The organism is Vreelandella stevensii S18214 (assembly GCF_000275725.1).
Classification (GTDB): domain Bacteria; phylum Pseudomonadota; class Gammaproteobacteria; order Pseudomonadales; family Halomonadaceae; genus Vreelandella; species Vreelandella stevensii.
This window is the reverse complement of record NZ_AJTS01000039.1, coordinates 87,566-112,945: the sequence shown is the minus strand read 5'-3', so window position 1 is coordinate 112,945 and position 25,380 is coordinate 87,566. Positions and strand designations below refer to the sequence as shown.

Below are 25,380 nucleotides of genomic sequence, written 5' to 3'. Positions count from 1 at the left end.
GCCCCAGGCCCTTGGCTCCAAGCCGCCGTCAGGCAAGCGCCAGCCCCACCGCGAGCAGCAGGCTGTAAACCAGCGTGGAAAGCGCGGTTTTCTTGAGCATGCCCGTTAGCTGCTCGCCATTTTCGGTGCGGCTGAGCGTGCGCCCGGCGTCGTAGAGCGGCTTGGCCACCACCAGGCAGCTCCAGCCCACCCAGGGCACGGGCAGCCACACCAGATACCCCAGCGTCAGCAGCAGGGCGGCGCCCAGAAGCGCCCAGTGGTAGAGAACGGCCCGCCGTTTGCCCAGCCTCACGGCCAGCGTCATCTTGCCGTGGCGGGCATCGCTGTGGATGTCGCGCACGTTATTGACGTTGAGCACGGCGGTGGCCAGCAAGCCGCACACGGCGGCGGGCAGTATGGCCAGCCCGTTCAGGCTCTGGGTATGCAAGTAGAGGGTACCCAGCACGCCCAGCAGCCCAAAAAACACGAACACCGCCACATCCCCCAGCCCACGATAGCCATACGGCTTGCCGCCCAGCCCCACGGTGTAAGTGATGGCCGCCAGCAAGGACGCGGCTCCCAGCAGCACGAACACCAGCCAGCTGCGCAGGTCGCTGCCAAAAGCGACGAACAGCAGCGATAACCCCGCTATGGCCGCCGCCAGCCCGGTGAGCAGCATGCCCCGGCGCATGGCGTCTGGGGTCAATAGCCCGCTGGCCACCGCCCGCACGGGGCCGGTGCGGCTAGCATCGTCCACCCCCGATTGGGCATCGCCATAATCGTTGGCCAGGTTGGAAAGCACCTGCAGCAGAATGGCCGTGAGCAGCGACAGCAGCAGCACCCCACCCTGAAAGCCACCCGCCTGCGCCGCCATGCCCGAACCCAGCAGGATCGAGGCGCAGGCCAGCGGCAGGGTGCGCAGCCGTGCGGCGAGCAACCAGGCATGAAGTGGGCGGTGTGGGGTGGTGTGTTCCATGGTGAGCATTCCTGTTGCAGTCGCTGAACTGGTCAGCGTGGCCGGTCGGTGTAGCCATCGGGCAGAGTAAACATTCAACTCTGTATCATTAATGGCAAAAACCACGACCTGGGTCAAAAAAGAGGTATCCGTCCTGACGCACACTGGGGCTTCCCCCTGAAAGTGAACGTGGCAGGAGTCTACGCGATGATCGGCGAGTTTTTCAGACAAAACAAATATGCTGCCCTGGTTTGGCTACTGTTGAGGCTGTACCTGGGCATTACCTGGCTGACCCTGGGCATCGGCAAGATGACCGGCGGCTTCAATGCCGAAGGGTTTTTGCGCAACGCCGTGGCCAACCCGGTCATGCGCGAAGGCAGTATGGTCTACCCCAACTACGTGGCGTTTCTGGAGCATGTCGCGCTGCCGTATGCGGATGTGATCAACGTGATGATCCCGCTGGGGGAAGTGCTGGTGGGGCTGGGGCTGATCGTGGGCGTGTTGACCTGCTATGCCGCTTTCTTTGCTATCGTCATGAACATGTCGTTCTTGATGGCGGGCACGGTGTCCACCAACCCCTGGATGATCGCCCTGAGCTTTTTCCTGCTGGTGGCCGGTGCCAACGCCGGGCGCTATGGCGGCGACCGCTGGGTGCTACCCTATATCAGGCATCGGTTGTCAGGGAAGTAACGACTATGCAGGTGATCCAGGCCGCGAAGGCGCTGGCAGCACAGCTGTCGGCGCTGGACCTTTTGGCATGCCGGGGTACGCAGAGCCTGAGCGTGCCCTGCGAGGTGGAGGATTTGGTGGGGTGGTTGAACGCACAGCGCGTGACGCCCCGCCTTTATTGGCAGCCGCGTGAGGCCTCGGCGGCGGGCTATGCCGTGCTGGGCGAAGCGCGAGCGTTTGACTCTCTGGTGGCGCTGCAGGTCGATATGCAGGCTCAAGCCCAAGCTCAAGCTCAAGCTCAAGCCCAGCCCGACAGCGGCTCACCCGACTATTTCGGCGGGGTGGCCTTCGATGCCCAGTCGGCGGGTTGGCCCGGGTTTGGTGACTGCCGCTTCATACTGCCCCGGGTGTTGCTCAAGCGTCAGCAGGGGCGATGCACGCTTTCCGTGAACCTGCGCTTCGATGACCGCCCTCCCGCCGAAGAGCTGGCCGCCGCCCAGGCGTGCCTGGCGGCCATCGCCCCGGAACAGCCGCTGCCCCCGGTAGCCCATGGCAGCTACCAGCGGTGTGATACGCCCACTCGGCCGGAGTGGGGCCGCTGGGTGTCGCAGGTGACCCAGCCCGAACGGCTGCAGCAGCTTCCAAAAGTGGTGCTTTCCCGAGAAACCTGCCTGACCGCCGAGCGCGTGCCCAGCCCCTGGGCCTTGCTGGGGCGCTGGCAGGCCGAGGCGCGGCACTGCTTCCATTTCGGGGTGCAGTGGGCGCCCGGTACGGCGCTGATTGGCTGCTCCCCCGAACGGCTCTACCGCCGCCAGGGCCAGCAGCTGATCACGGAGGCACTGGCCGGTACGGCCCGGCGGGGGCGTGACACGGTGCAGGACGAAGCGCTCGCCGGGGCGCTGCTGGCCGATAAAAAGAACGGCCTGGAAAACCAGTGCGTGTACCAGCAGCTGTTGACCCAGCTGGAGCCGCTGGCCCAGCGCCTGGAGATGGGGGAGGCCCACGTGGTGCCGCTGCGGTCCGTGCAGCATATTCGCCGCGAAATTCACGCCGAGCTGCACCCCTTCATCACCGACCAGCAGCTGCTCAGCGTGCTGCCCCCTACGCCCGCCGTCGGCGGCACCCCGCGGGCGGCGGCGCTGGCCAGAATCCGTGAGCTGGAGCGCCACGCCAGGGGCTGGTACGCCGGTGCCTTTGGCCGCGTGGGGCATGGCTCCAGCGAGCTGGCGGTGTCGATTCGCTGTGCCCAAGTCAGCGATACGGCGATCCGCCTGTACGCGGGGGCGGGTATCGTGGCGGGGTCGCAGGCCGACGACGAGTGGCACGAGCTGGATGCCAAGATTGCCGATATTCTCTCGCTGCTGGGGATGGGATAAGCCGATGCATTACGCCACCTTTAACCACGTTTGGGCGTCGCTGCTGTTGGAAGAGCTGTACCGCTGGGGGCTGCGCGAAGTAGTCGTGGCGCCGGGCTCGCGCTCCACCCCGCTGACCATGGCGGCCAGCGAGCACGCCGGGCTGCGCTGCCATACTCACTTCGACGAGCGTGGGCTGGGGTTCATGGCGCTGGGCTTGGCCCGAGGCGCCCAGCAGCCGGTGGCGGTGATCACCACGTCCGGCACGGCGGTGGCCAACCTTTATCCGGCCGTGGTGGAAGCCGCGCTGCTGGGCGTGCCGCTGGTGATTCTGTCTGCCGACCGGCCCATCGAGCTGCTGGATAACGGCAGTAACCAGGCCATCGACCAGCGGGATATCTTCGCCCGCCACACGGTGGTGCACCACGACTTCCCGACCCCCAGCCGCGAGATTCCCGCTGCCTATTTGCTCAGCACGATCGACCAGACCATGGCGCGACAGCACCGCTTGCCGGGCCCGGTGCACTTCAACTGCCGCTACCGCGAACCGCTCTACCCCTCCGGCCCACCCGTGGAGGCCAGCGACTACCTGGCGCCGCTTTCGCGCTGGCAGCACAGCGCTGCCCCCTGGAGCGCCTGGCAAACCGCCCCCGCCGCCTTGCCGGTGGCATGGCCCGCCGCCTTCACCCGGCAGCGTGGGGTAATCGTGGTGGGGCGCATCGATGACCCTCAACAGGCGGCCCCCATTGCGGCCCTGGCCGAGCAGTTGGGCTGGCCGCTGCTGGCCGACCTGCAAAGCCAGCTATACGGCGACCCGCGCCACCTGGTGCACATGGACCTGGCCCTTCAGGACCCGCAGGTCAGCGCCGAGCTGGGCCGCGCCAACGTGCTGCTGCAGTTTGGCGGTAGGCTGATTTCCAAACGCCTGACCCAGATGATTGCAAGCCACCCCTGGCAGCAGGCGTGGCTGGTCGACCCGTTACCCCAGCGCCTGGACCCGGACTTCACCCTTACCCAGCGGCTGGTGTGCACGCCCGCCGAGGCCATCGCCACACTGCCCGCCGGGCCCGCCCAGCCCCCCTGGCATACCCTGGCACGCCTTCAGCAGCGCACCCGCCAGGGCATCGAGCGCTCTACGGCGGAGTTTTCCGAGCTGGGGGTGTGTCATCAGCTGGCCCAACTGGCCAGAGGAGCGCTGTTCGTGGGCAATAGCCTGCCCGCCCGGTTGATGAACATGCTGGGCTCCACCCGTTCGACGCCGCTGCGGGTGATGGCCAATCGCGGGGCTTCGGGCATCGATGGGCTGCTGGCCACCGCGTACGGGCTGGCCTGCACGACCGATGAGCCCACCACGGTGATTCTGGGCGACACCAGCGCGCTTCACGACCTCAACAGCCTGGCGCTGCTGGCCAGGGCCCAGGCGCCGCTGGTCGTGGTGGTGCTGAATAACGATGGCGGCAGCATTTTCCACATGCTGCCGGTGCCGGACGAGGGCGACCTGCTGGAGCGCTACTATCGCCAACCCCACGGGCTCGCGTTCGAGCATGCGGCGCGCATGTTTCATCTGAACTATGCCGCACCGACCACGCTGGCGGCGTTTTGCGAGGCCTACACCCAGGCGCTGGAAGTCGGGGTGACGCTGATCGAGGTCACGGTGCCCCATCAGCAGGCCACCGATGCGCTGCAGGCTCTGGGCGCGTGGCTCCGGGAGGCAGCCCATGCATCCTGACCCTTCGCTGCCCTTTACGCTGGTAATGCTGCACGGCCTGCTGGGCGATAGGGACGATTGGCAGGCGCTTGGCGAGGCGCTGGAACAAGTGCTGCCGGGCGTGCGCTGCCTGGCGCTGAACCTGCCGGGGCATGGGCAGCCCACCACGCCTGCGGTGGGCTCTTTTGCGGATTTTCATGACTGGCTCAGCGGCACGCTGGCCGAGGCGGGCGTGGGGCGTTATGGCCTGCTGGGCTACTCCCTGGGTGGCCGGCTGGTGCTCTATCATGCCAGCCAGCGGCCCGGCGGTTTGGAGGCGCTGTGGTTGGAGAGCGCGCACCCCGGGCTGGCCGCGCCAGAGCGGGAAGCGCGCCGCGCCCACGATGAGCACTGGGCGCAGCGTTTTGAACAGTCGCCGCTGGCCGACGTGCTGACAGCATGGTACCAGCAGCCGGTGTTTGCCGATTTGACGCCCCCACAGCGCCAGCGTCAGATTCAGCGCCGGTTGGCCAACCATGGCCCCGCCGTGGCGCACATGCTGCGGGCCACCTCGCTGGGTCGGCAGCCCTCTCTCTGGCAGTGGCTGGCCGAGACCGACCTGCCGGTGGGCTATTTCTCCGGCCTGCGGGACCATAAGTTCAACACCCTGGCCAACCGCCTGGCGCAGCACGCGCCGCGCCTGCGCCACTGGGCGCTGCCGGGCGGCCATAACCTGCACGTGGAACACCCCAAGGCCATGGCAGGGCATTTGGCACAGCAACTGGCGCAGCACTTGGCACAAACGCTGCCGCGCTGAGGCGCGGCAAGCGCATGGTGCACTGAGTCAGTACATGGCTCACTGAATCAGCAGTAGCCAGGGCAGGCCAATGGCCAGCCAGGCCACCAGGAACAGCAGCCCGAAGATGGCCCCCAGGCGCCAGTACAGCGCGCTGGGCAAGTAGCCGCTGCCGTAATACACCGGGCTGGGGCCGGTGCCATAAGGGGTCAGGATGCCCATGAAACCCAAGGTGGGCAGCAACAGCAGAACGAACAGCTGCATGTCCAGCCCCGCAATGCCTGAAGCTGCCGCCAGCATGACCGGCAGTAGGGCAGTTACGTGGGCGGTGATGCTGGCGAAGAAGTAGTGCAGAACGTAGAAGATGACCACCAGGGCGACCATGGCCAGCAGCGGGTCGAAGTGGCTGATCTGCCCACCCACCACGTTACCGAACCAGCCCACGAAGCCCACCTGGCTCAAGCCGCCCGCCAGAGCCACCAGGGTGGCAAACCACACGAAGGTGTTCCAGGCGGCGCGGTTGTCGAGAATGTCGTTCCAGCTCACCATGCCGGTCAGCAGCATGCCGCAGATGACTACCAGCCCCACCAGCGACGCCGATACCCGGTCGCCAGCGAAGATCCATAGCAGCAGCGCGGTGACCACCATGATGACCAGCACGATTTCGTGGCGGGTCAGCGGGCCCAGGTTCTGCAGTTCCCCTTTCGCCCAGTCGGAGATTTCATGCCCGGCCTTTACCTCCGGGGCGCACAGCCAGTAGCACAGCAGCGGCACCAACAGCAGCAGAAGGACCCCTACCGGCACCACCGCCACGAACCACTGCCCCCAACTGATATGGATGCCCGTGGCGCTTTCAGTGAGCGCGATGGCCAGCAGGTTCGGCGCCAGGGCGGTGAGAAACATCGAGCTGGTCACGCAGGTGGCCGCAATGGCGGTCCACATCAGGAAGCTGCCCATGCGCTTCATGCTGGGGTCGTTGGGGTGCGAGTCGTACAGCGGCGGCAGGTTACGAATGACCGGATAGATGGTGCCTGCGCTGCGCGCCGTATTGGAGGGCGTAAAAGGGGCCAGAATGCCATCGGCGATCATCACCGCGTAGCCCAGGGTCAGCGTGCGCTTGCCCATGGCGTGCACCAGCCACAGCGAGATCCTCCGCCCCAGCCCGGTCTTTTCATACCCCAGGGCAAACATGAATGCACCGAAAATCAGCCAGACGGTAGCGTTGGTGAACCCCGAAACCGCCCAGGCGAAGGCCTGGTTGGCGGCGTTGAAGCCGTCGTTGGCCAGCTGCTCCGGGGAGAACAGCACCCAGCGGGAAAGCAGCGCCACCAGGGTAACGCCGACCAGCCCGATGACCGCGCCGGGCAGGGGTTCCAGAATCAGGCCGACCACGCAGCCCATGAAGATGGCAAAGAAGTACCAGGCATGGGGTGGTAGCCCGGTCGGGGTAGGCAGCAGGGCGATCACCAGCGTGGTGGCCAGTGGCGCGAGCAGCGGCCAGCGAGAGCGGAGCGAAGCGCTGAGGTTCATGGCGACCTCTCGATAAGTTATCGGCAAGCCGTAGCGCCTTGCCTGAGTGAGCACAGCAGAGATGAGGTTCAGCGTGGTGTTTCACGGGTGTCAGGGAAAGCATAGGCAAGGCAAGTCGCGGTTTATTTGATCTACATCAATCATGCTTTAGATCAAGGCCGAGGGCCGGTCGGGCTGTGATAACGTCGCTTCATCAGCAGGGCGGCAGGCCGTGCGCAGGCCGGAATCACGTCATGAGAATTGCGTCATGAGAAGTCCGTCATGAGAAGTCCGTCATGAGAAGTGCAGCCGCACAAGGGGGTGCCATGCAGCAGCAGGATGTGGATATCGTCATCGTCGGCGGTGGGGGCGCGGGCCTGCGGGCCGCCATCGCGGCCGCCGAGCAGGCCAAACAGGGCGGTCACGCGCAGCGCATTGCGCTGGTGTCCAAGGTGTACCCCATGCGTTCCCACACGGTGGCCGCCGAGGGGGGCGCAGCCGCGGTGACCAGTGACGAGGACTCGTTTCAGGCGCACTTCGACGACACGGTTTCCGGGGGCGACTGGCTGGTGGAGCAGGGCGTGGTGGACTACTTCGTGCGCCACGCCTACCAGGAGCTGGTGCAGATGGAGCGCTGGGGGTGCCCCTGGAGCCGCCAGCCCGATGGCCGCATACAGGTGCGCCGCTTTGGTGGCATGAAAACCGCGCGCACCTGGTTTGCTGCCGACAAGACCGGCTTCCATATGCTGCACACGCTGTTTCAGACCTCGCTGAAATACCCCGAGATCGAACGCCTCGACGAGTACTTCGTTCTGGACCTGGCCGTGCACGAAGGGGCCGTGGTGGGCGTCATTGCTCTGCAGGTCGCCACGGGTGAGCTGCTGCTGTTGCGTGCCAAGGCAGTGGTGCTGGCCACCGGCGGGGCGGGGCGGCTGTTCCGCTTTAACACCAATGCGGGCATCGTCACCGGCGACGGCATGGCCATGGCCTACCGCCACGGCGTGGCGCTGCGCGATATGGAGTTCGTGCAGTACCACCCCACCGGCCTGCCCGGCTCGGGCATCCTGATCACCGAAGCGTGCCGGGGGGAAGGCGGTATTCTGCTCAACAAGGAGGGTTACCGCTACCTCCAGGACTACGGCCTGGGGCCGGAAACACCCTTGGGCAAGCCGGAAAACAAGTACATGGAGCTGGGCCCTCGGGACAAGCTTTCCCAGGCGTTCTGGCAGGAGCAGCAGGCCGGGCGTACCGGCAAGTTTGGCGACAGCGACGTGGTCTATCTCGACCTTCGCCACCTGGGCGCCGACTATCTGCATGAGCGTCTGCCGTTCATCTGCGAGCTGGCCAAATCCTATATCAACGTCGACCCCGTCAAGGAGCCGATCCCGATTCGGCCTGCGGTGCACTACACCATGGGCGGCATCGAAACCGATCCCCAGTGCGAAACCACCATCGCGGGGCTGTACGCCGCCGGGGAGTGTGCCTCGGTAGGCCTGCATGGGGCCAACCGGCTGGGCTCCAACTCGCTGACCGAGCTGCTGGTTTTTGGCCGTTTGGCCGGGGAGCAGGCCAGCCTGCGGGCTGCCCGCACCGACTGGGTGGCGCTGCCGGTCTTGCAGGCGCAGGCCCAGCGGCAGCAGGCGCGGCTGGTCACGCTCTGCGATGGCCAGGGCAGCGTTGAATCCTGGGTGACGCTCAAGCACGCCATGGTGCAGGCCATGGAGAGCGGCTGCGGCATTTACCGCACCGAAGCAGGCATGCAGCAGGCGTTGGACACCCTTCGCCAGCTGCGCCAGCGCTATGCCCAAGTGCGGGTCAGTGACACCAGCAAGATATTCAATACCGAGCTGCTGGAGTGTCTGGAGTTTGGCTATGGGCTGGAGATCGCCGAGGCGTCGTGCCTGGCCGCCTTGGAGCGCCGCGAATCCCGGGGTGCCCACCAGCGCCTGGACGAGGGCCTGCAGGCCCGTGACGATGTTGGCTATCTCAAGCATAGCCAGGTGTTTTACCAGGGTGATGCGCCCGCCGAGTTGCGCTGGCAGGCGGTGGATACCCGCTTTTCGGCCCCGGCCGCGCGGGTTTACGGGGATGCGGCCAAGGGAGGCAAGGCATGAACAAGCACATCAGCATCAAGCGTTACCTGCCCGACAGCGCAGCGGAACCCTACTGGCAAACCTACGACGTTGCGGTGGAGGAGAGCACCTCGCTTCTCGACGCGTTGAACCATATCAAGGAGCAGCAGGACAGCACGCTGAGCTACCGCTGGTCTTGCCGAATGGCGATTTGTGGCTCCTGTGGCGTCATGGTCAACGGCATTCCCAAGCTGGGCTGTAAAACCTTCCTGCGCGACTACCCTGGCGAGATTCGTATCGAACCGCTGGCGCACTTCCCCGTGCAGCGGGATCTGGTTGTGGACATGGCGCTGTTCCTGGAGCACCTGGCGGCGGTGAAGCCCTACCTGATCGAACAGGACCCGGTGCAAACCTTCGACCCCGGCCAGGCGCAGCCCCACACACAAACGCCTGAACAGCTGGCGCGCTATCGGCAGTTTGCCAACTGCATCAACTGTGGCCTGTGCTATTCGGCGTGCCCGCAGTTTGGCTTGAACCCGGAGTTTCTGGGGCCTGCGGCGCTGACCCTGGCACACCGTTACAACCTGGACAGCCGGGACCAAGGCAAACGCCAGCGCATGGCGCAGCTCAACCGCCATGATGGCGTCTGGAGCTGTACCTTCGTGGGCTTCTGCTCGCAGGTGTGCCCCAAGCACGTCGACCCGGCCGCTGCGGTCAACCAGGGCAAGGTCGAGGCCGCCAAACATACGCTGATCGCGCTGTTCAAGGGGTAGGGGTAACCAAGCCGCGTTGCCGTGCGGCAGGTTTCCGCGAGGGCGCTGTGAACCCATCCATGGGCGCTACTTTCGCCATCCTTGGCGAAAGACCCTCGCTACAACCTGCCCCGCTCAACGGTATCGGATATCCGTCACTAACTGAGATAGCTCAGTTAGAAAAGGTGTAGGAGATTGGATATGGAAAAATCATCATCACAACGGCTGCCGCCCTTGAAGCGCAACTGGTGGCTGAAGCACGGTTTCTTCAAGCGCTATATGCTGCGCGAAGCCACGGTGGTGCCGCTGGTGTTTTTCATTCTCTGCCTGTTGGCAGGGGTGTTCGCGCTGTTGCAGGGCCCGGCGAGCTGGCAGGGCTGGGTGGCCTTCATGGGCTCGCCGCTGGTGCTACTGCTGAATGCGCTGGCGCTGGTGGCCAGTCTCTATCACGCGGCCACCTTCTTCGTGCTGTTTCCTCGGGTCATGCCGCTACGCGTGGCGGGGCGCAGCGTGCCCGCTGGCGCCATCGTTGCTGGCCAGTGGGCGGGGGTCGTGGCAGTGGCGGTCGTGTTGTTCTGGCTCTTGGGGAGGGGCGGCGCATGAAAACCTCACATCAAAAAGCACACCTGAGCCAGCCTCGGCAAGCCTATGACGAACCCTTGTGGTGGGGGCTGTTCAGTGCGGGGGGCGTCTGTTTTGCCGTGGTCTTGCCTGCGGTGATTCTGTTCATCGGGCTATTGCTGCCGCTGGGCCTGCTGCCCGCCGAGGCGCTTGGTCACGAGCGGGCCTCACGCCTGCTGTTCAGCCTGCCCGGTGTGCTGTTCATCGGCGCCGCCGTGTGCTTGCCGCTGTTTCATGCCGCCCACCGGCTGCGCCATGGCCTATTCGACCTGAGCCTTGGCCAGGACACCCGCAACAAATGGCTGATGTACGGCCTGGCAGCCTTGCTGAGCCTGTTGGCGCTGGCTCTGGTGGTCGTGGGCTGGCTGCGCTGAGGCCCGCCCGCGAACACCGCCTTACCAAAAAGAACGCACACCCCTGATAAAGCACGAGGTCAGCATGATCGAAGGACTCACGGAACAGGCGCTGTATGCCCCTATCGCGTGGCAGGACGCCTCGCAGGAGTACCAGGACATCCTCTATCACACCGCTGAGGAGGGCATTGCCCGGATCACCATCAACCGCCCTGAGGTGCGCAATGCGTTTCGCCCGCAAACGGTGAGCGAGATGATCCATGCCCTGGGCCGCGCGCGCCACGACAGCGCCATCGGCGCGATTCTGCTGACCGGGGCGGGCGAACAGGCCTTCTGCTCCGGGGGCGACCAGCGCATTCGTGGCGACTACGGCGGCTACCGCGATGAGGCGGGCACCCATCACCTCAACGTGCTGGATTTCCAGCGTGACATTCGTACCTGCCCCAAGCCGATTATTGCCATGGTGGCAGGCTACGCCATTGGCGGTGGCCACGTGCTGCACATGATGTGCGACCTGACCATCGCCGCCGATAACGCCGTTTTCGGGCAAACGGGCCCCAAGGTGGGGTCGTTTGACGGGGGCTACGGGGCTGCCTACATGGCGAGAATCGTCGGCCAGAAAAAAGCCCGTGAAATATGGTTCCTGTGCCGACAGTACAGCGCCGCCCAGGCGTTGGAGATGGGGCTGGTGAACCACGTGGTGCCGGTGGCCGAGCTGGAGCGAGAGAGCGTGCGCTGGTGCCGTGAAATGCTGCAGCATAGCCCCATGGCGCTGCGCTGCCTGAAAGCGGCGCTGAACGCCGACTGCGACGGCCAGGCCGGGCTGCAGGAGCTGGCGGGCAATGCCACCATGCTCTTCTACATGACCGACGAGGGGCAGGAAGGGCGCAACGCCTTCAATGAAAAGCGCCGCCCGGACTTCTCGCGCTATCCGCGCAACCCCTGATGGCGCTGGCGCTTTACCGCTACTCGCTACCGTTTCGCCAGCCGCTGACGTTCAAAGGCCAGCGGCTGGCGAGCAGAGAAGGGCTGTTAGTCACGATCAACGGCCAGTGGGGCGAGATGGCCCCGCTGCCGGGCTTCTCCCGTGAGAGCCTCGCTGACGCCGCCGCCGAGAGCCTGGCCTGCCTGGCGGCTATAGAGCGCGGTGAGACAGCCACGCCAACGTTACCTTCAGTACAGTTTGGTTTCGACTGTGCGCGGCACCGCTGGCCCGCTTCCCTGCCTGACCTTCGGCCGCCTTACCCATTGCTGCAGGGCACCCCGCAAGCGCTGATAAATGCACTGCCCGAGCGCGCGGCCCAATGGCAGGCCGCTCCACCAGAGCGCATCAAACTGAAGGTGGCCCGCTACCCGAGCGACGCGGAGCTGGCCTTGATCACAAGCCTCGCCAGATGGCTACCCAACACGCGGCTGATCCTCGATGCCAACGGTGGCTGGCAGCGTGAGCAGGCACTGCGCTTTTGCCAGCAGCTCTCGCCTGCCCAAGTCGATTACCTGGAGGAGCCCTGTGCTACGCTGGCCGACAGCATCGCCGTGGCGGACGCCACGGGCATCGACATCGCCCTGGATGAAACTCTGCAGCGCGGCACCGTTTGGGCGCCGCACCCCCGGCTGGCCGCGCTGGTCATCAAGCCGACGCTGATTGGCGGGTTCGCGGCCTGCCAGACGTTGGTTCAGCGCGCCAGGGCCCACCGCTTGCGGGTGGTGATCTCATCCAGTTTCGAATCTCAGTGGGGGTTGGGGCAGTTGAGTTGCCTGGCCCGGCAGTGGGCTCCCGAGGAGCCTGCGGGGCTGGATACCGCCCAGGCGTTCAGCGAATCACTTCTCTCGCCAGCCGGTAAGTTGCGGCACGCGCGGCTGCACTGCCTCTACCACGCCGCCGCTGGCGACGACTGCAAGGAGCTTTCCCCGTGACCGAGACATGCCCCATTCACTACTGGGCCCAACAGGCGCCGGAGCATATCGCGGTGGAGGCGGGCGCGGTGCGCCTGAGCTATCGCACGTTGAACCGGCGCGTGGCATCCCTGGCCCAGCAGTTGGCCAGGCAGGGCCTGGTACGGGGCATGCCCCTTTTGGTGCCCACCCGAGGGTCGTTGCAGGGCGTGTTGCTGGCTTGGGCCTGCCTTAGGGCAGGGGTGGTGTTCTGCCCGCTGAACCCGGCGTTTCCTGTGGCTCAGCAGCAGGCGCTGGCGCGGCGGGTGCAGGTCACCCGGGTGTGCCAGCCGGAGAGCGACTTTGCCTACTCTTCCGAGCTGCCGCCGATCTCCCTCGACTACCGTGCGGAGGCCGACCCCGGTGAGCCACCGGTCTTGTACGCGAGCCAGCGCAGCAACACCATCCTCACCTCTGGCTCCAGTGGCCCGCCCAAGGCGGTGTTGCACCGGGTGGGGAATCATCTGGCCTCGGCGCGGGGTTCGGCGTCGCTGATTCCTGTGGGCCCGGATAGCGGCTGGCTGCTTTCGCTGCCGCTGTTTCATGTGGGGGGCTATGCCATTGCGTTTCGGGTTTTTCTGGCCGGGGGGCGGCTGGTGCTGGACGATACGACTCGCCCGCTGGCCGAGCGCCTGATGCAGCAGCCTATCACCCACCTTTCATTGGTGCCGACGCAGCTTTGGCGGCTACTGAGGGAAGGCTTCGACCCTCGACATACCCAGCTTCGCGAGCTGCTGCTGGGGGGCGCGGCCATTCCCGCGCCGCTGGTCGAACGCTTGCAGCGCCTGGGGCTGACGCCCAAGGTCAGCTATGGGCTGTCGGAAATGGCCAGCCAGGTGTGTACCGGCTTGCCCACCGCCCCTGGCGTGGTAGGGCAGCCCTTGCCGGGGCGTCAGGTGCGGGTGGTGGACGGCGAAATTCAGGTCAAGGGCGACACGCTGTTCAGCGGCTATCTGGCCGACGGCGCACTGGACCCCGCCGTCAACGACGAGGGCTGGTTCGCCACCCGTGACCGAGGCTACTTCAACGACCAGCAGGCGCTCGTCGTCGAAGGGCGGCTCGACAACGTGTTCATTTCCGGCGGTGAAAACATACAGCCGGAAAGCATCGAGCAGCGGCTGGTCGACTACCCGGGCGTGGCCCAGGCGCTGGTGGTGGCCGTGCCCCACCCGGAGTGGGGCGAGCGCCCGGTGGCCTTCATCGAACCGCAAACCGATCCGCTCTGCCCCGAGGCCCTGGCCGCCTGGGTGCGCGAGGCGCTGCCGGGCTTCATGGTCCCCGATGCCTGGCTACCCTGGCCGCCGCAGGTGGCGCTCAAACCCTCGCGCAAACAGTTCGCCGAGTTGGCACGCAGGCAGTTGGCTGACGTTTAGCCACACTGCCCACGCTTCACGACTCAATGTCATGCAGCTCTGTCATGCACCTCTGTCATGCACCTCTGCCGCTTCCAGCATGGCGTGCAGCAGCACGTTACAGCCTGCGTGGACGTGCTCGGGCGTGGCGCTTTCGATCTCGTTATGGCTGATGCCATCCTTGCAGGGAATGAAGATCATCGCGGCGGGGGCAACACGGCCAATGAACATCGCGTCGTGGCCTGCGCCGCTGATGATATCCATGTGCGATAGCTGCAGCTTTTCAGCGGCCTGGCGTACGCTGTTCACGCATGCCTGATCGAAATGCTCAGGGGCAAAATCGGCCGTCGGGGTCAGTTCGTACTCCAGCCCGTGACGTTGGCAGATCTCTTCCACGGCGCTGGCCACGGCTTGCCCCATGGCAATGAGGGCCTCGGGTTCCCAGTGGCGCATGTCCAGGGTCATCTTGACCTGGCCGGGAATCACGTTGCGCGAGCCCGGGTGCAGCGTCATGCAGCCCACCGTGCCGCGCCCGTGGGGTTGATGCTCATGGGCAATCCGGTTGAGTGCCTGGGTGACTTCTGCCGCGCCCATCATGGCATCCCGGCGCAGGTTCATGGGCGTGGGCCCTGCATGGGCTTCGAGCCCGGTCAGGGTCAAGTCGAACCACTTCTGCCCAAGCCCGCCGATGACCACGCCAATGGTGGTATCGGTATCTTCGAGAATGGGGCCTTGTTCGATATGAGGCTCGAAATACGCCTTGATCTCGTCCGGCGACACCTCATCCTGACCGCGATAGTGAATGGCATCCAGCGCGTCACTCACCGTGATGCCTTCGGCGTCGGTGCGCGCCATCATGGCATCGAACGCCAGTTCGCCGGTAAAGACGCCAGAGCCCATCATGCAGGGAGGAAAGCGGCAGCCCTCTTCGTTCGTCCAGGCGACCACTTCGATGGACGAGCGCGTGGTGATGTTGTGCTGGTTGAGCGTACGAATGACTTCAAGACCCGACATGACACCGAAGCAGCCGTCGTATTTGCCACCGGTGGGTTGGGTATCCAGGTGGCTGCCCGCCATGACTGTTTTGGCACTGGGGTCGCTGCCTTCCCGACGGGCAAAGATATTGCCGATATTATCAATGCGGATCGTGCAGCCCTCGGCACGGCACCACTGAATAAACAGGTCGCGGCCCTGGCGCTCCAGGTCGGTCAACGCCTGACGGTTCACGCCGCCCTTGGGCGTGGCCCCTAGTTTGGCCATCTCCATGAGCGACGCCCAAAGGCGGTCGCTGTCGGTCTGTAAATGGCGCTGTGTAGTGCTGGGGTCAGTCAATGAGTTCATGGGAAATCCTTGTTGAATGAGCACAGGTAAGGCTGGCGAGCGTCCTGTCGTTTATTCATTAACTGCCAGCGTAGAGTTAAATGCGGCGATGTTACGTATCTATTCTCTAACGTGAACAAAAGAAAAGCGTAATTTTACATACGTGTCGAGTGGCGCATGCTGGCTGCATGCCATATTGCCAGGCAGCCGGACATGAGGAGACGAACACCATGTTGGACGTACAACGACCATCCGCCACGCAGACCGCCGAGCACGCATCCCGTGATGGGGAGGCGTCCGCGCCGCTGAATCAGCACTATTGGATGCCCTTTAGTGCCAACCGGGACTTTCGTGCCAACCCGCGCATGATTGCGGGCGCCGAAGGGCGTTATTACATCGATGACCAGGGGCGCAAACTGTTCGATTCGCTCTCTGGCCTGTGGACCTGCGGGGCGGGCCATAACCGTGAAGAGATTCAAAAAGCGGTAGCGGCGCAGTTGGGCACGCTGGATTTTGCCCCCGGCTTTCAGATGGCCCACCCGTTGGCGTTCAAGCTGGCAGAGAAGGTCGCCAGCCTCACGCCTGCTGGGCTGGATCACGTGTTTTTCACCAACTCCGGTTCAGAAGCCGCCGATACCTCGGTCAAGATGGCCAAGGCGTATTGGCGGTTGAAGGGCAAGCCGGAAAAAACCCGCATGATTGGCCGCGCCAAGGGCTACCACGGGGTGAATATCGGCGGCACCAGCCTGGGGGGCATTGGCGGTAACCGTAAGCACTACGGCCAGTTGATGGACGTGACGCACCTGCCCCATACGCTGCAAGCGGGCCATGCCTACACCCGTGGCCAGGCGGAAACCGGTGCTGAGCTGGCCGATGCGTTGCTGGATCAAATTGCCTTGCACGATGCGTCGACCATTGCCGCCGTGATCGTGGAACCCATGTCAGGCTCGGCGGGGGTGATCGTGCCGCCCAAGGGCTACTTGAACCGGCTGCGGGAAATCTGCACCGCCCACGATATTCTGCTGATTTTCGATGAAGTCATTACCGCCTTTGGCCGCAGTGGGGCGACCACCGGTGCCGAAGCGTTTGGCGTCACGCCGGACATCATGAACGTGGCCAAGCAGATCACCAATGGGGCGGTGCCCATGGGGGCCGTGATTGCCTCCCGGGAGATTTTCGACACCTTCATGCACGCCGGTGGCCCGCAGCATGCCATCGAGTTTCCCCATGGTTACACCTACAGCGCTCACCCCGTGGCCTGTGCCGCTGGCCTGGCGGCGCTGGAACTGTTCGAGCGTGAGGACTTCCCCGCGCAGGTCAGTGCGATTGCCCCGGTGTTCGAGCAGAAGCTGCACGCCCTGAAAGGCCGTCAACATATCGTCGATATTCGCAACTACGGCCTGGCCGGTGCCCTGCAGCTTGCGCCGCGTAACGGCGACCCGACGATTCGCCCCCGCGATGCCCATATGGCGTTGTGGGAAGCCGGTTTTTACGTGCGCTACGGCGGCGACACCCTGCAGTTCGGCCCTCCCTTTGGCACCACGGAAGCCGAGCTTGAGCGTTTGTTCGATGCCGTCGCCAGTACCCTGGATTCCCTGGCATAACCTTGGCCCACCCTGTTTCGGAGTTTCATGATGAGTGTTGTTTCCCACCTGATTAATGGTGAGCTGGTGGAAACCCAGCGTACGCTGGATGTGACCAACCCTTCCACGGGCAAGGTGGTTCGCCAAGTGGCGGATGCCAGCGCGGCGGATGTGGAGCGAGCCATTGCTGCGGCTCAGGCGGCGTTTCCTGCCTGGCGTGATACGCCGCCCGCCAAGCGTGCCCAGGTCATGTACCGCTTCAAGCAGCTGCTGGAAGAGCACGCCGACCGCCTGGTGCAGCTGGTCAGCGAAGAGCATGGCAAGACGGTGGAAGACGCCATGGGCGAGTTGAAACGTGGCATTGAAAACGTCGAATACGCCTGTGGCGTGCCGGAGCTGCTGAAAGGCGAGTACTCCCACAACGTGGGGCCGGGAATCGATGCCTGGTCCAACTTCCAGCCGCTGGGCGTGGTGGCGGGCATTACGCCGTTCAACTTCCCCGCTATGGTGCCGCTGTGGATGTACCCCATGGCGATTGCCTGCGGTAATACCTTTATCCTCAAGCCCTCCGAAAAAGACCCGTCGGCCGCCATGGCCGTGGCCGAGTTGTTGCAGGAGGCCGGGCTGCCCAAAGGCGTGGTGAACGTAGTGCATGGCGGTCGCGAAGCGGTAGAAACCTTGCTGGATGCCAAGGCCGTAAAAGCCATTTCGTTCGTGGGCTCTACCCCCGTGGCAGAGGCGATCTACTCCCGTGGCTCGGCGGCAGGTAAGCGCGTTCAGGCGCTGGGTGGCGCGAAAAACCACGCAGTGATTCTGCCGGACGCCGACCTGGAAAACGCCGCCAACACGCTGATGGGCGCCGCCTACGGCAGCTGCGGCGAGCGCTGCATGGCGATTTCGGTGGCGGTGTGCGTGGGTGATGAAACCGCCGACCGTCTGGTCGACACCATGCTGCCCAAGATCGCTCAGTTGAAGGTGGGCCCCGGTACCGATAAAGGCTTGGACATGGGCCCGCTGGTCACCGCCGAACATCGCGATAAAGTGCTTGGGTTTATCGAAGACGGCGTTAACGCTGGCGCTTCGCTCGTGGCGGATGGGCGCGGCCTGAGCGTGGCTGGCCATGAAGAGGGCTATTTCGTCGGTGGCTGTCTGTTCGATCACGTCACTGCGGAGATGCGCATTTATCAGGAAGAGATCTTCGGGCCGGTACTCTGTGTGGTGCGGGTCGGCAGCCTGGACGACGCCATGCAGCTGATCAACGACCACGAATACGGCAACGGCACCTGCCTGTTCACTCGCGATGGCGAAGCCGCCCGCCGCTTCACCGACGGTATCGAAGTGGGCATGGTGGGGGTGAACGTACCGCTGCCCGTGCCGGTGGCCTACCACAGCTTTGGCGGCTGGAAGCGCTCGCTGTTTGGCGACCTCCACGCCTACGGCCCAGACTCGGTGCGCTTCTACACGCGCCGAAAAGCGGTTTCCCAACGCTGGCCCTCCGTCAGCGAAGCCACCCGGGCGGAGTTCTCGTTTCCCACCAACCAGCGTTGACGCGATGCGCTAACTACGCCATCTTCTCTGCACCACCGCCTGCCTCCTCGTGGGGCGGTGGTGCAGTTTTTGGTGCGTATTGTGAGCGGACGGTTGCAAAGGGACATCAGCGTGGCAAGAACACAGGACGAAATACGGCAAACCAACGTCAAGAAAATCCTTCAAGCGGCGGAGCAGCTGTTTGCCGAAAAAGGCTACGCCGGTGCCTCCATGGGCGACATTGCCCAGTTGGCCGACCTGCCAAAGTCCAACGTGCACTACTATTTCTCGACCAAGAAGGCGCTCTACCAGGAGGTGCTGCTGGCGCTGCTGGAGGTGTGGAAGCAGGACGCGCTCTGCTTCGAGCTGTACGACGACCCACGGGTGGTTCTCTCCACCTACATTCGCGCCAAAATGAATCATTCTCGCTACCGCGCCCACGGTTCCAAGATATGGGCGGCCGAAGTGATGCAGGGCGCCCCGATTCTCAAGGAGCGGCTGCGCGACAACCTCTATGAATGGGCCAAGTTGAAAGAGTCGAAAATTCGCGAGTGGATCGACTCCGGCCAAATCAACCCTGTCGAGCCTTCGTACCTGCTCTACATGATCTGGGCCTCCACCCAGCACTACGCCGACTTCGATTACCAGATTTACCTGCTCAATGACGACAAACCGCTGGACGACCTGCAGTTCGAAAAAGCCGTGCAGTCGGTGACCTCGGTGATTTTGAGAGGGATTGGGTTGACGGCTTGAGGAGTGCGTCACGATGTTCGGGTGTGATGTTTCGTGATCCCAACATTGTTTGTAGTGCTCACGCAGTGATGGTTTGCTCGGTTGCCTGCGACAGCGTCGTTGAAGCGTATAGGGCAATGAGCTGCTGGCTCAACCTGCCGACAAACCTCCCCCTAATGGGCATTGAGCGTCATGGTTCCCTTGCCCACCAGAACGGCGTGCCCTCCCACTTGCACATGCCCAGCTTCGAGATGGCCATTAGCAGCCGTTTCGATGACGCTGGGACGACCCATTTCAATGCCCTGATGAATCGTGCAATGCAGTGCGTCGCTGGTGAGCGATGCCAGATAGTGGGTCAGGGCGGCGGCGGCACTGCCGGTTGCGGGGTCTTCGCAAAGGCTGGCATGCATGCAGAACATGCGGCTACGAACCACCGTGCGGGTGGCCTCGTGTTGTTCGATGACGTAAAGATAAACTTGGGGGGCCTCACTGGTCATCACCGCACTGGCCCAAAGCGCCGATGAAATGTGGACGCTCTCCAGCGCCTTCACATCGGCCAGCTCGATCAAATGAAAGGGCAGCCCCAGGGAGGCCATGACGGGGTCGCCTATTACCTGATGGATATCGAGCCCCAGCAGCTCAACGGCCGTCAGCCGGTCGATCGTACTGGCGGCCAGTAGGGCTGGTTGCGACGTCGTGAACATGGCCTGGCCGTTTTCGTAGCGAACCGTCAGCGCACCAATGGGCGGGTGAAGCACCAGGGGGTGCGCGGGGTTGGCGAGTTCCAATGCTGCCAGCAAGTGTGCGGTACCTACCGTCGGGTGGCCTGCAAACGGGAGTTCTCTCGTCGGCGTGAAAATCCGCATTGGATAGTGGTTCGGTTGTGTGGCGGCGCTCAAAAAAACCGTTTCTGCCAGATTCAATTCATTGGCCAAGGCCTGCATGGTGGAGGTGTCCAGTTCATCGGACGCCAGAAAAACCGCGAGCGGGTTGCCGGTAAATGGCTGCTCGGTAAAGACGTCCAGCAGGTAGTAGTCAGCGCTTTTCATGGGGAGTCTCCTCAAGGGACGTATGTTTCCAGAACGCTTTATGGCCTTCTTGGGCTGCCTGGGCGCGGGTGATACCAATATCCTCGAGTAGCGTTACCCGCCGTGGTGGATTGCGTGAAGCTCAATCAGCGTCTGGCGCAGCATGCCATCCACGTGGCGCCGGGCTCGCTGTTCTCCGCCTCCGGCAAGTTTCGCCAGTGCCTGCGGCTGAACTATGCGTTTACGCTCACCCCCGCCATCGAAGAAGCGGTGCGCACCGTCGGGAATATAGCGACAGAGATGGTGGAAGAGGCGCGCCACCATGCCACGGCGTCGTCTATCTAAATCAATCGATCAGCCCGGGCGCTGAAACTGCTTGCGCGCCTGCTCCACCTGTTCGCGTGTGATGCAGTGGAGCGAGTGGTCGTTGAGCAGCCCCATGGCCTGCATAAAGGCGAACGCCGTGGTGGGGCCGAAGAATTTCCAGCCGCGTTTTTTCAGCTCCTTCGCCATGGCGATGGATTCTGGCGAGGTGGTCTGCGATTGGGGGGCCACGGTGTCGCTGGGCTCATAGCGCCAGAAGAACGCCGCCAGCGACCCTTCCTGCTCGACCATCTCCTGGGCGCGCTGGGCGTTATTGATGGTGGCTTCGATTTTTCCACGATGACGAATGATGCCCGCGTCTTGCAGTAAGCGCTCCACGTCCTGTTCGCCAAAGTGAGCTACCTGATGAAAATCGAAGTGGTGAAAAGCGGCGCGAAAGTTGTCGCGCTTATTGAGGATCGTGCGCCAGCTGAGCCCCGACTGAAAGCTTTCCAGGCACAGTTTTTCGAACAGGCGCTGGTCGTTATCGACCGGAAACCCCCACTCCTGGTCGTGGTACGGCAGGAATTCCGGCGCTCCTGCGCACCACTGGCAGCGGGGTTGCCCATCCGGGGCGATAAAGCCGTTCGTCATCCGTCGTGTACCGTGGTGGTTAGAGGATCAGGCAAACCATTCCCGAGCGGTGCGCCACAGGCACATGCCGGTGAAGTAGACCGATGTCAGCACCCAACCCCATAAGGCCCAAGCGGCATGGGTGGGGTTCGAGAGAATCAGCGAAGTCGTGCAGACACACCACACCAGCGTGACCGTGATGTTCAGCGGCATGAATTGCCGTACCCGGAAAGGGTGCAGAAACTTCATGCGGGTGACGGTGAGGGCTGCCATGAGCAGAATGATCGCGAAGGTGACAAACGGCGGAAAATCAAGAATATAGAAGTAGGCGGCGATGATGTTCCAGGCAGCAGGAAAACCGACAAAGTAGTTGTCCTGGCTTTTCATGTTCACGTTGCAAAAGCAGAACATGGAGGAGAGCAGGATGATGAAGACCGAGAGCAGTTCGAAGTGGGTGGGCAGCTCGACGAAAAAGTAGATGAACAGCGCCGGGATGAATGCCCAAGTGAGATAGTCGATCACCATATCCAGCGTGGAGCCATCGAAGTGGGGCAGAATGGTCTTCACTTCATACTTGCGCGCCAGGGTGCCGTCCAGGCCGTCTACCATCATGGCGGCGCCTAGCCACAGCAGGCAGGCCACGGGGTTGTTATCGATCAGCGCCAACAGCGCCATGGTGCCCAGCAAGACACCGCTGGCAGTGAAGACATGCACGCTCCAGGCCTTGTAGACCGAGGCGCGCGATTCTGTGTGTGAAGAGAGCAATTGAGCCACCTTGACCCCATGGGGAACGGCCGTTCCCTTTCTATCAGGTTTATAAATGAGCGTATAAAGAACGCTACACTACTACAAGATTGCCCCCAGAGAATATGCCCCGCTCCCTTTATAACCACGCGTTGAGGTAATCGATATGACCACTGTTCGCCTAGCGACCATCCAGGACTTGGAAGCGCTTTCCCTTTTATTAGACGAATATCGGCAGTTTTATCAACAGCCAAGTGATATTCAAGCAGCGCTTGATTTTCTGCGTCAGCGCTTTGGGCAGGCAGACTCTCGTATTTTGGTGAGCGAGGGGCAGGAGGGCTCCTTGACTGGCTTCGTGCAGCTCTACCCGGGGGTTTCCACAGTAGGTTTAAATGCTCGCTGGACGTTGAACGACCTCTTCGTGCTGCCGCAGTGCCGTGAGAAAGGGACCGGGCGTACGCTGATGGAAGCCGCTACTCAACTTGCCCGTGAGCATGGTGTCGCGCGTTTGATACTAATGACGCAGGTAGAGAATGAGCGGGCCCAGCGTTTATATGAATCACTGGGCTGGCAGCGCAATACGGCGTTTTATGGCTATTTGCTCGACATAAAATAAACGTTTTTACACGGCCATTTAGTGGATGGTTTTTGCCGCAAGCCCTAACCAAGCCACGGTGGCGTCACGATGCGTGCGGGCTCCCGCTGCATGATGATGTCACCGTGGCGGACGGAGAGCAGTACGTCACCCTGGTTGCGTAGCACGCTGTAGTCGTCTTCTCCATCCAGCAGGTTGAAGCTGGCGGGTTTGCCCACCTCGATACCGTAACGTGCCTCGATGTTGAGCGTGCGGGCGCTGTTGTCGGTGATCAGCGACAGCGCCTGGCTGAAGTCCTGATAGCCCATCATCTGGCAGATATGCAGGCCAAAATCCAGCGTTCGCAGCAGTTTGCCGTTGCCCAGCGAGTACCAGGGGTCGAAGATGGAGTCTTCGGCAAAACAGACGTTGATACCGGCTTCGTTGAGTTCCTTGACGCGTGTTACGCCGCGCCGTTTGGGGTAGGTGTCGAAGCGCCCTTGCAGGTGGATGCTCTCGGTGGGGCAGGAAATGAAGTTGATGCCCGAGCGCTTGAGCAGCAGAAACAGCTTCGAGCAGTAGGCGTTGTCGTAGGAGTGCATCGCCGTGGTGTGGCTGGCGGTCACGCGGCTGCCCAGCTCATGAAACAGTGCCTCACAGGCGAGCACTTCGAGAAACCGCGAGTTGGGGTCGTCGATTTCGTCACAGTGTACATCCACCAGGCGGTCGTACTTGATGGCCAGTTCGATGACGCGCTTCATGGATGCCACGCCCAACTCTCGCGTGTACTCGAAGTGAGGAATGCCGCCTACCACATCGGCGCCGAACTCCAGCGCCTCTTCCATGAGCTTGTCGCCGCCGGGGTATGAAAGCAGGCCATCCTGTGGAAATGCCACCACCTGAATGTCGATTTTGTCCTTCAGCTCGTCTCGCAGTGTGCAAAGGGTTTTCAGGCCTACCAGGCTGGGGTCGCTGGTGTCGGCATGGGTGCGCACGAACTGCACGCCGTTGCCGATCAACAGGTTGAGGGTCTTCAGTACGCGCTCCCGAATGTCCGCCTCGTCAAGCAACGGCTTACGCTCTCCCCAGCGTTCGATGCCTTCGAACAGCGTGCCGCTCTGGTTCCAGTGAGGCTCGCCAGCGGTCAGGGCCGCATCCAGGTGGATGTGCGGCTCGATAAACGGCGCACACAGCAGTTTGCCGCCCGCATCCCTCTGGCCTTCGCCTGCCGTTTGCGGCGCATCCTGAGCGGTGATTGCGGTGAAGACACCGTTCTCGATATCCAGCCGATAAAGCCCAGGGCGCTGGCGAAGGCGGGCATTGATGATCTGCATGTTCATAAACAGGTGCTCACTTATTGTTTGGCCGTCGATGGGAAGCTATCACCCAGCGTAGCGTGCTTCAGACGTAGCAGCACGGCGTAGCTGCCTGCCGCGACTGCGACACCCACCAGCGGCGGTAGTAACGGAGAAAAATAGGCAGCCCCGGCACCAATGGCATAGGCGGCGAGGCCGCGCCGATTGAAATCGGGTAGCTGCGCAGAGGCCAAAGCAGGGTAGCGGCCTCGGTGCCTGAGCCAAAAATCAGCCATGATCACCCCGCCCATGGGAGGGATAAACGTGCCGAGCAGCACCAGAAATGGAATGAGCAGGTTGTACATGCCACCTACCGCCAGCACGGTACCAATGGCGGCGCCGCTGACGGTGACCAAGCGGCGCTTTTCGGTGCGCAGCAAGTTGCATCCCGCCACGGCGAAGTTGTAAATCGTGTTGTCCTGGGTCGTCCATATGTTCAGGAACAGCATCAATACCGCGAGGGAGAGAAAACCTTGGGCAATGAGAACATCGACGATATCTGCCTGCTGGTAAATCATCGTGCCCAAGGCACCGGTCAGCACCATCAATCCATTGCCAATGAAAAAAGCGGCCAGCGTTGCGATCACCGCAACTTTCGGCGTCCTGGCAAAGCGACTCCAGTTGGTCGCCTGGGTGCCACCGCTGATGAAGGTACCGATAATCACGGTGATCGCTGCTGCGACACTCATACTTTCCGTTGGCGTTTGCTGACTTAATCCTGCAAAGCCGCGCACATCGACCAGCCCGGTGAACAGGCTGACCAGGATGAAGAGCATCATGGCGGGTACGGCGAAGCGCGACAGCCAGTCCATGCCTCGATAGCCGATCATGGCGGTCACGCAGAATCCAAAGCCAAACAGCACCATCAAGGGGATTTCCAGCCATTCAGGCATCCCCGTGGTGCGTACCAGCACCAGAGCTATCGTGGCGGTTCCCCAAGCGTACCAGCCAATCTGGGTGAAGCCGAGGATAATGTCAGAGAGTTTGCTGCCTTTTTCGCCGAAGCAGAACCGTCCCATCAGGACGGCATTCAGGCCGCTCTGGCAGGCGATATAAGCCAGCGTTGCTGCGTAGATACCCAGTAGCAGGTTGCCTGCCACGATAATCCACAGTAGCTGGCCAATCGGGAAGGCTTGGCCCAGGGAGCCACCCGCCCACATGGTGGCGGTGAAAAAGGTAAAGCCAAGCAGTACCGCTGAGGTAGAGAGTAGCCCTTTCCGAGCCTGGAGGGGTACTTCGCTAAGTGGGTAGTCTGAATGGTGCATCTTTTTCCCCTTCGATACGTCGTCGCGTGTCATGGTCAAGAAAGATGCAGCAAGCCGCATGCCAATCAGGCGTGGTCAGGTAACAAGAAACGTTTAAATTTTTAGCCACTCGTGCGCGTCTTTAATGGTAGTTTGCGAAAAGAAGACATGAATAACGAGCGCGCACGCGCACAACAAGGTAACGAACGCTCTGCATGGCGTGGCGCTAACATGCCATTGACAGGATCGATGATCAGCAATGGGGCGATGTGGCAAGACGTGGCTGAGGGGGAGTCGGCCAA

At 62.9% G+C, this 25,380-nt stretch carries 24 protein-coding genes; 16 read left to right on the top strand and 8 right to left on the bottom strand.

Features of this window, described 5'->3' with window-relative positions; translation table 11 throughout:
- Nucleotides 1-28: 28 nt before the first annotated feature.
- A complete protein-coding gene (menA, locus tag HSS18214_RS0110160) occupies nucleotides 29-955 on the bottom strand; it encodes a 1,4-dihydroxy-2-naphthoate octaprenyltransferase (protein ID WP_016915195.1) in 927 nt (308 codons plus the stop codon).
- A gap of 186 nt (nucleotides 956-1,141) precedes the next feature.
- Here menA and HSS18214_RS0110155 point away from each other — a divergent pair, with 186 nt between their 5' ends.
- Genes HSS18214_RS0110155 through menH form a run of 4 tightly spaced genes read left to right on the top strand, consistent with a single transcriptional unit; the run spans nucleotide 1,142 to nucleotide 5,462 of the window.
- The gene (locus tag HSS18214_RS0110155; RefSeq protein ID WP_016915194.1) at nucleotides 1,142-1,624 is read left to right on the top strand and encodes a DoxX family membrane protein; all 483 of its coding nucleotides are present in this window, start codon (nucleotides 1,142-1,144) and stop codon (nucleotides 1,622-1,624) included.
- Between the two features lie 5 nt (nucleotides 1,625-1,629).
- Nucleotides 1,630-2,979 carry an isochorismate synthase gene (locus HSS18214_RS0110150; RefSeq protein WP_016915193.1) on the top strand — a complete coding sequence of 450 codons (1,350 nt, stop codon included), beginning with the start codon at nucleotides 1,630-1,632 and terminating at the stop codon, nucleotides 2,977-2,979.
- Between the two features lie 4 nt (nucleotides 2,980-2,983).
- Nucleotides 2,984-4,687 (top strand): 2-succinyl-5-enolpyruvyl-6-hydroxy-3-cyclohexene-1-carboxylic-acid synthase, encoded by a 1,704-nt coding sequence (menD, locus tag HSS18214_RS0110145; protein WP_016915192.1) that lies wholly within the window; start codon nucleotides 2,984-2,986, stop codon nucleotides 4,685-4,687.
- Nucleotides 4,677-5,462 carry a 2-succinyl-6-hydroxy-2,4-cyclohexadiene-1-carboxylate synthase gene (menH, locus tag HSS18214_RS0110140; protein ID WP_016915191.1) on the top strand — a complete coding sequence of 262 codons (786 nt, stop codon included), beginning with the start codon at nucleotides 4,677-4,679 and terminating at the stop codon, nucleotides 5,460-5,462. The genes menD and menH overlap by 11 nt, the downstream gene beginning before the upstream one ends.
- 39 nt (nucleotides 5,463-5,501) lie before the next feature.
- Here menH and HSS18214_RS0110135 read toward each other — a convergent pair whose 3' ends face one another.
- Nucleotides 5,502-6,971 carry an anion permease gene (locus HSS18214_RS0110135; RefSeq protein ID WP_016915190.1) on the bottom strand — a complete coding sequence of 490 codons (1,470 nt, stop codon included), beginning with the start codon at nucleotides 6,969-6,971 and terminating at the stop codon, nucleotides 5,502-5,504.
- Nucleotides 6,972-7,276: 305 nt separating this feature from the next.
- Between HSS18214_RS0110135 and frdA the strand changes: the two genes are divergently transcribed.
- The 7 genes from frdA to HSS18214_RS0110100 all read left to right on the top strand — a co-directional run bounded on the left by frdA (nucleotide 7,277) and on the right by HSS18214_RS0110100 (nucleotide 14,056).
- Entirely contained in the window at nucleotides 7,277-9,064 is a 1,788-nt protein-coding gene (gene frdA / locus HSS18214_RS0110130; RefSeq protein ID WP_016915189.1) for a fumarate reductase (quinol) flavoprotein subunit, read from the top strand.
- Nucleotides 9,061-9,795 (top strand): succinate dehydrogenase/fumarate reductase iron-sulfur subunit, encoded by a 735-nt coding sequence (locus tag HSS18214_RS0110125; protein ID WP_016915188.1) that lies wholly within the window; start codon nucleotides 9,061-9,063, stop codon nucleotides 9,793-9,795. The genes frdA and HSS18214_RS0110125 overlap by 4 nt, the downstream gene beginning before the upstream one ends.
- Before the next feature lie 180 nt (nucleotides 9,796-9,975).
- Nucleotides 9,976-10,377, top strand: coding sequence for a fumarate reductase subunit C (locus HSS18214_RS0110120; protein WP_016915187.1), 402 nt, complete (start codon nucleotides 9,976-9,978; stop codon nucleotides 10,375-10,377).
- Nucleotides 10,374-10,769: a fumarate reductase subunit FrdD gene (frdD, locus tag HSS18214_RS0110115; RefSeq protein WP_016915186.1), complete on the top strand. Its 396-nt coding sequence runs from the start codon at nucleotides 10,374-10,376 to the stop codon at nucleotides 10,767-10,769. Before HSS18214_RS0110120 ends, frdD begins: the two co-directional genes overlap by 4 nt.
- 64 nt (nucleotides 10,770-10,833) lie before the next feature.
- On the top strand, nucleotides 10,834-11,694 hold the full coding sequence (gene menB / locus HSS18214_RS0110110; RefSeq protein WP_016915185.1) for a 1,4-dihydroxy-2-naphthoyl-CoA synthase: 861 nt from the start codon (nucleotides 10,834-10,836) through the stop codon (nucleotides 11,692-11,694).
- A complete protein-coding gene (menC, locus tag HSS18214_RS0110105) occupies nucleotides 11,694-12,665 on the top strand; it encodes an o-succinylbenzoate synthase (RefSeq protein WP_016915184.1) in 972 nt (323 codons plus the stop codon). Before menB ends, menC begins: the two co-directional genes overlap by 1 nt.
- Complete coding sequence (locus HSS18214_RS0110100; protein ID WP_016915183.1) at nucleotides 12,662-14,056, top strand: AMP-binding protein; 1,395 nt, start codon at nucleotides 12,662-12,664, stop codon at nucleotides 14,054-14,056. The genes menC and HSS18214_RS0110100 overlap by 4 nt, the downstream gene beginning before the upstream one ends.
- Before the next feature lie 42 nt (nucleotides 14,057-14,098).
- On the opposite strand, the gene HSS18214_RS0110095 is transcribed toward HSS18214_RS0110100, so the two are convergent.
- Nucleotides 14,099-15,376, bottom strand: a complete 1,278-nt coding sequence (locus tag HSS18214_RS0110095) for a Zn-dependent hydrolase (RefSeq protein ID WP_016915182.1) — start codon at nucleotides 15,374-15,376, stop codon at nucleotides 14,099-14,101.
- Between the two features lie 302 nt (nucleotides 15,377-15,678).
- Between HSS18214_RS0110095 and aptA the strand changes: the two genes are divergently transcribed.
- The 3 genes from aptA (at nucleotide 15,679) to HSS18214_RS0110080 (ending at nucleotide 19,218) form a co-directional block, all read left to right on the top strand.
- The gene (aptA, locus tag HSS18214_RS0110090) at nucleotides 15,679-16,959 is read left to right on the top strand and encodes an omega-aminotransferase AptA (RefSeq protein WP_229800801.1); all 1,281 of its coding nucleotides are present in this window, start codon (nucleotides 15,679-15,681) and stop codon (nucleotides 16,957-16,959) included.
- 30 nt (nucleotides 16,960-16,989) lie between these two features.
- Entirely contained in the window at nucleotides 16,990-18,486 is a 1,497-nt protein-coding gene (locus HSS18214_RS0110085; protein ID WP_016915180.1) for a CoA-acylating methylmalonate-semialdehyde dehydrogenase, read from the top strand.
- A gap of 111 nt (nucleotides 18,487-18,597) precedes the next feature.
- Nucleotides 18,598-19,218 carry a TetR/AcrR family transcriptional regulator gene (locus HSS18214_RS0110080; protein WP_016915179.1) on the top strand — a complete coding sequence of 207 codons (621 nt, stop codon included), beginning with the start codon at nucleotides 18,598-18,600 and terminating at the stop codon, nucleotides 19,216-19,218.
- A gap of 152 nt (nucleotides 19,219-19,370) precedes the next feature.
- Here HSS18214_RS0110080 and HSS18214_RS0110075 read toward each other — a convergent pair whose 3' ends face one another.
- The gene (locus tag HSS18214_RS0110075) at nucleotides 19,371-20,246 is read right to left on the bottom strand and encodes a PhzF family phenazine biosynthesis protein (protein ID WP_016915178.1); all 876 of its coding nucleotides are present in this window, start codon (nucleotides 20,244-20,246) and stop codon (nucleotides 19,371-19,373) included.
- A gap of 114 nt (nucleotides 20,247-20,360) precedes the next feature.
- Here HSS18214_RS0110075 and HSS18214_RS0110070 point away from each other — a divergent pair, with 114 nt between their 5' ends.
- Nucleotides 20,361-20,570, top strand: a complete 210-nt coding sequence (locus HSS18214_RS0110070) for a hypothetical protein (protein ID WP_016915177.1) — start codon at nucleotides 20,361-20,363, stop codon at nucleotides 20,568-20,570.
- Nucleotides 20,571-20,579: 9 nt separating this feature from the next.
- Here the strand turns inward: HSS18214_RS0110070 and HSS18214_RS0110065 are convergent, their stop codons facing one another.
- A complete protein-coding gene (locus HSS18214_RS0110065) occupies nucleotides 20,580-21,182 on the bottom strand; it encodes a DNA-3-methyladenine glycosylase I (RefSeq protein ID WP_016915176.1) in 603 nt (200 codons plus the stop codon).
- 27 nt (nucleotides 21,183-21,209) lie between these two features.
- The gene (pcsA, locus tag HSS18214_RS0110060; protein WP_016915175.1) at nucleotides 21,210-21,926 is read right to left on the bottom strand and encodes a phosphatidylcholine synthase; all 717 of its coding nucleotides are present in this window, start codon (nucleotides 21,924-21,926) and stop codon (nucleotides 21,210-21,212) included.
- Nucleotides 21,927-22,071: 145 nt separating this feature from the next.
- Here pcsA and HSS18214_RS0110055 point away from each other — a divergent pair, with 145 nt between their 5' ends.
- Nucleotides 22,072-22,521, top strand: coding sequence for a GNAT family N-acetyltransferase (locus HSS18214_RS0110055; protein WP_016915174.1), 450 nt, complete (start codon nucleotides 22,072-22,074; stop codon nucleotides 22,519-22,521).
- A gap of 44 nt (nucleotides 22,522-22,565) precedes the next feature.
- On the opposite strand, the gene codA is transcribed toward HSS18214_RS0110055, so the two are convergent.
- Nucleotides 22,566-23,819 (bottom strand): cytosine deaminase, encoded by a 1,254-nt coding sequence (gene codA / locus HSS18214_RS0110050; protein WP_016915173.1) that lies wholly within the window; start codon nucleotides 23,817-23,819, stop codon nucleotides 22,566-22,568.
- A 14-nt stretch (nucleotides 23,820-23,833) separates the two neighbouring features.
- Nucleotides 23,834-25,099 carry a cytosine permease gene (codB, locus tag HSS18214_RS0110045; protein ID WP_016915172.1) on the bottom strand — a complete coding sequence of 422 codons (1,266 nt, stop codon included), beginning with the start codon at nucleotides 25,097-25,099 and terminating at the stop codon, nucleotides 23,834-23,836.
- Nucleotides 25,100-25,380 lie beyond the last annotated feature (281 nt).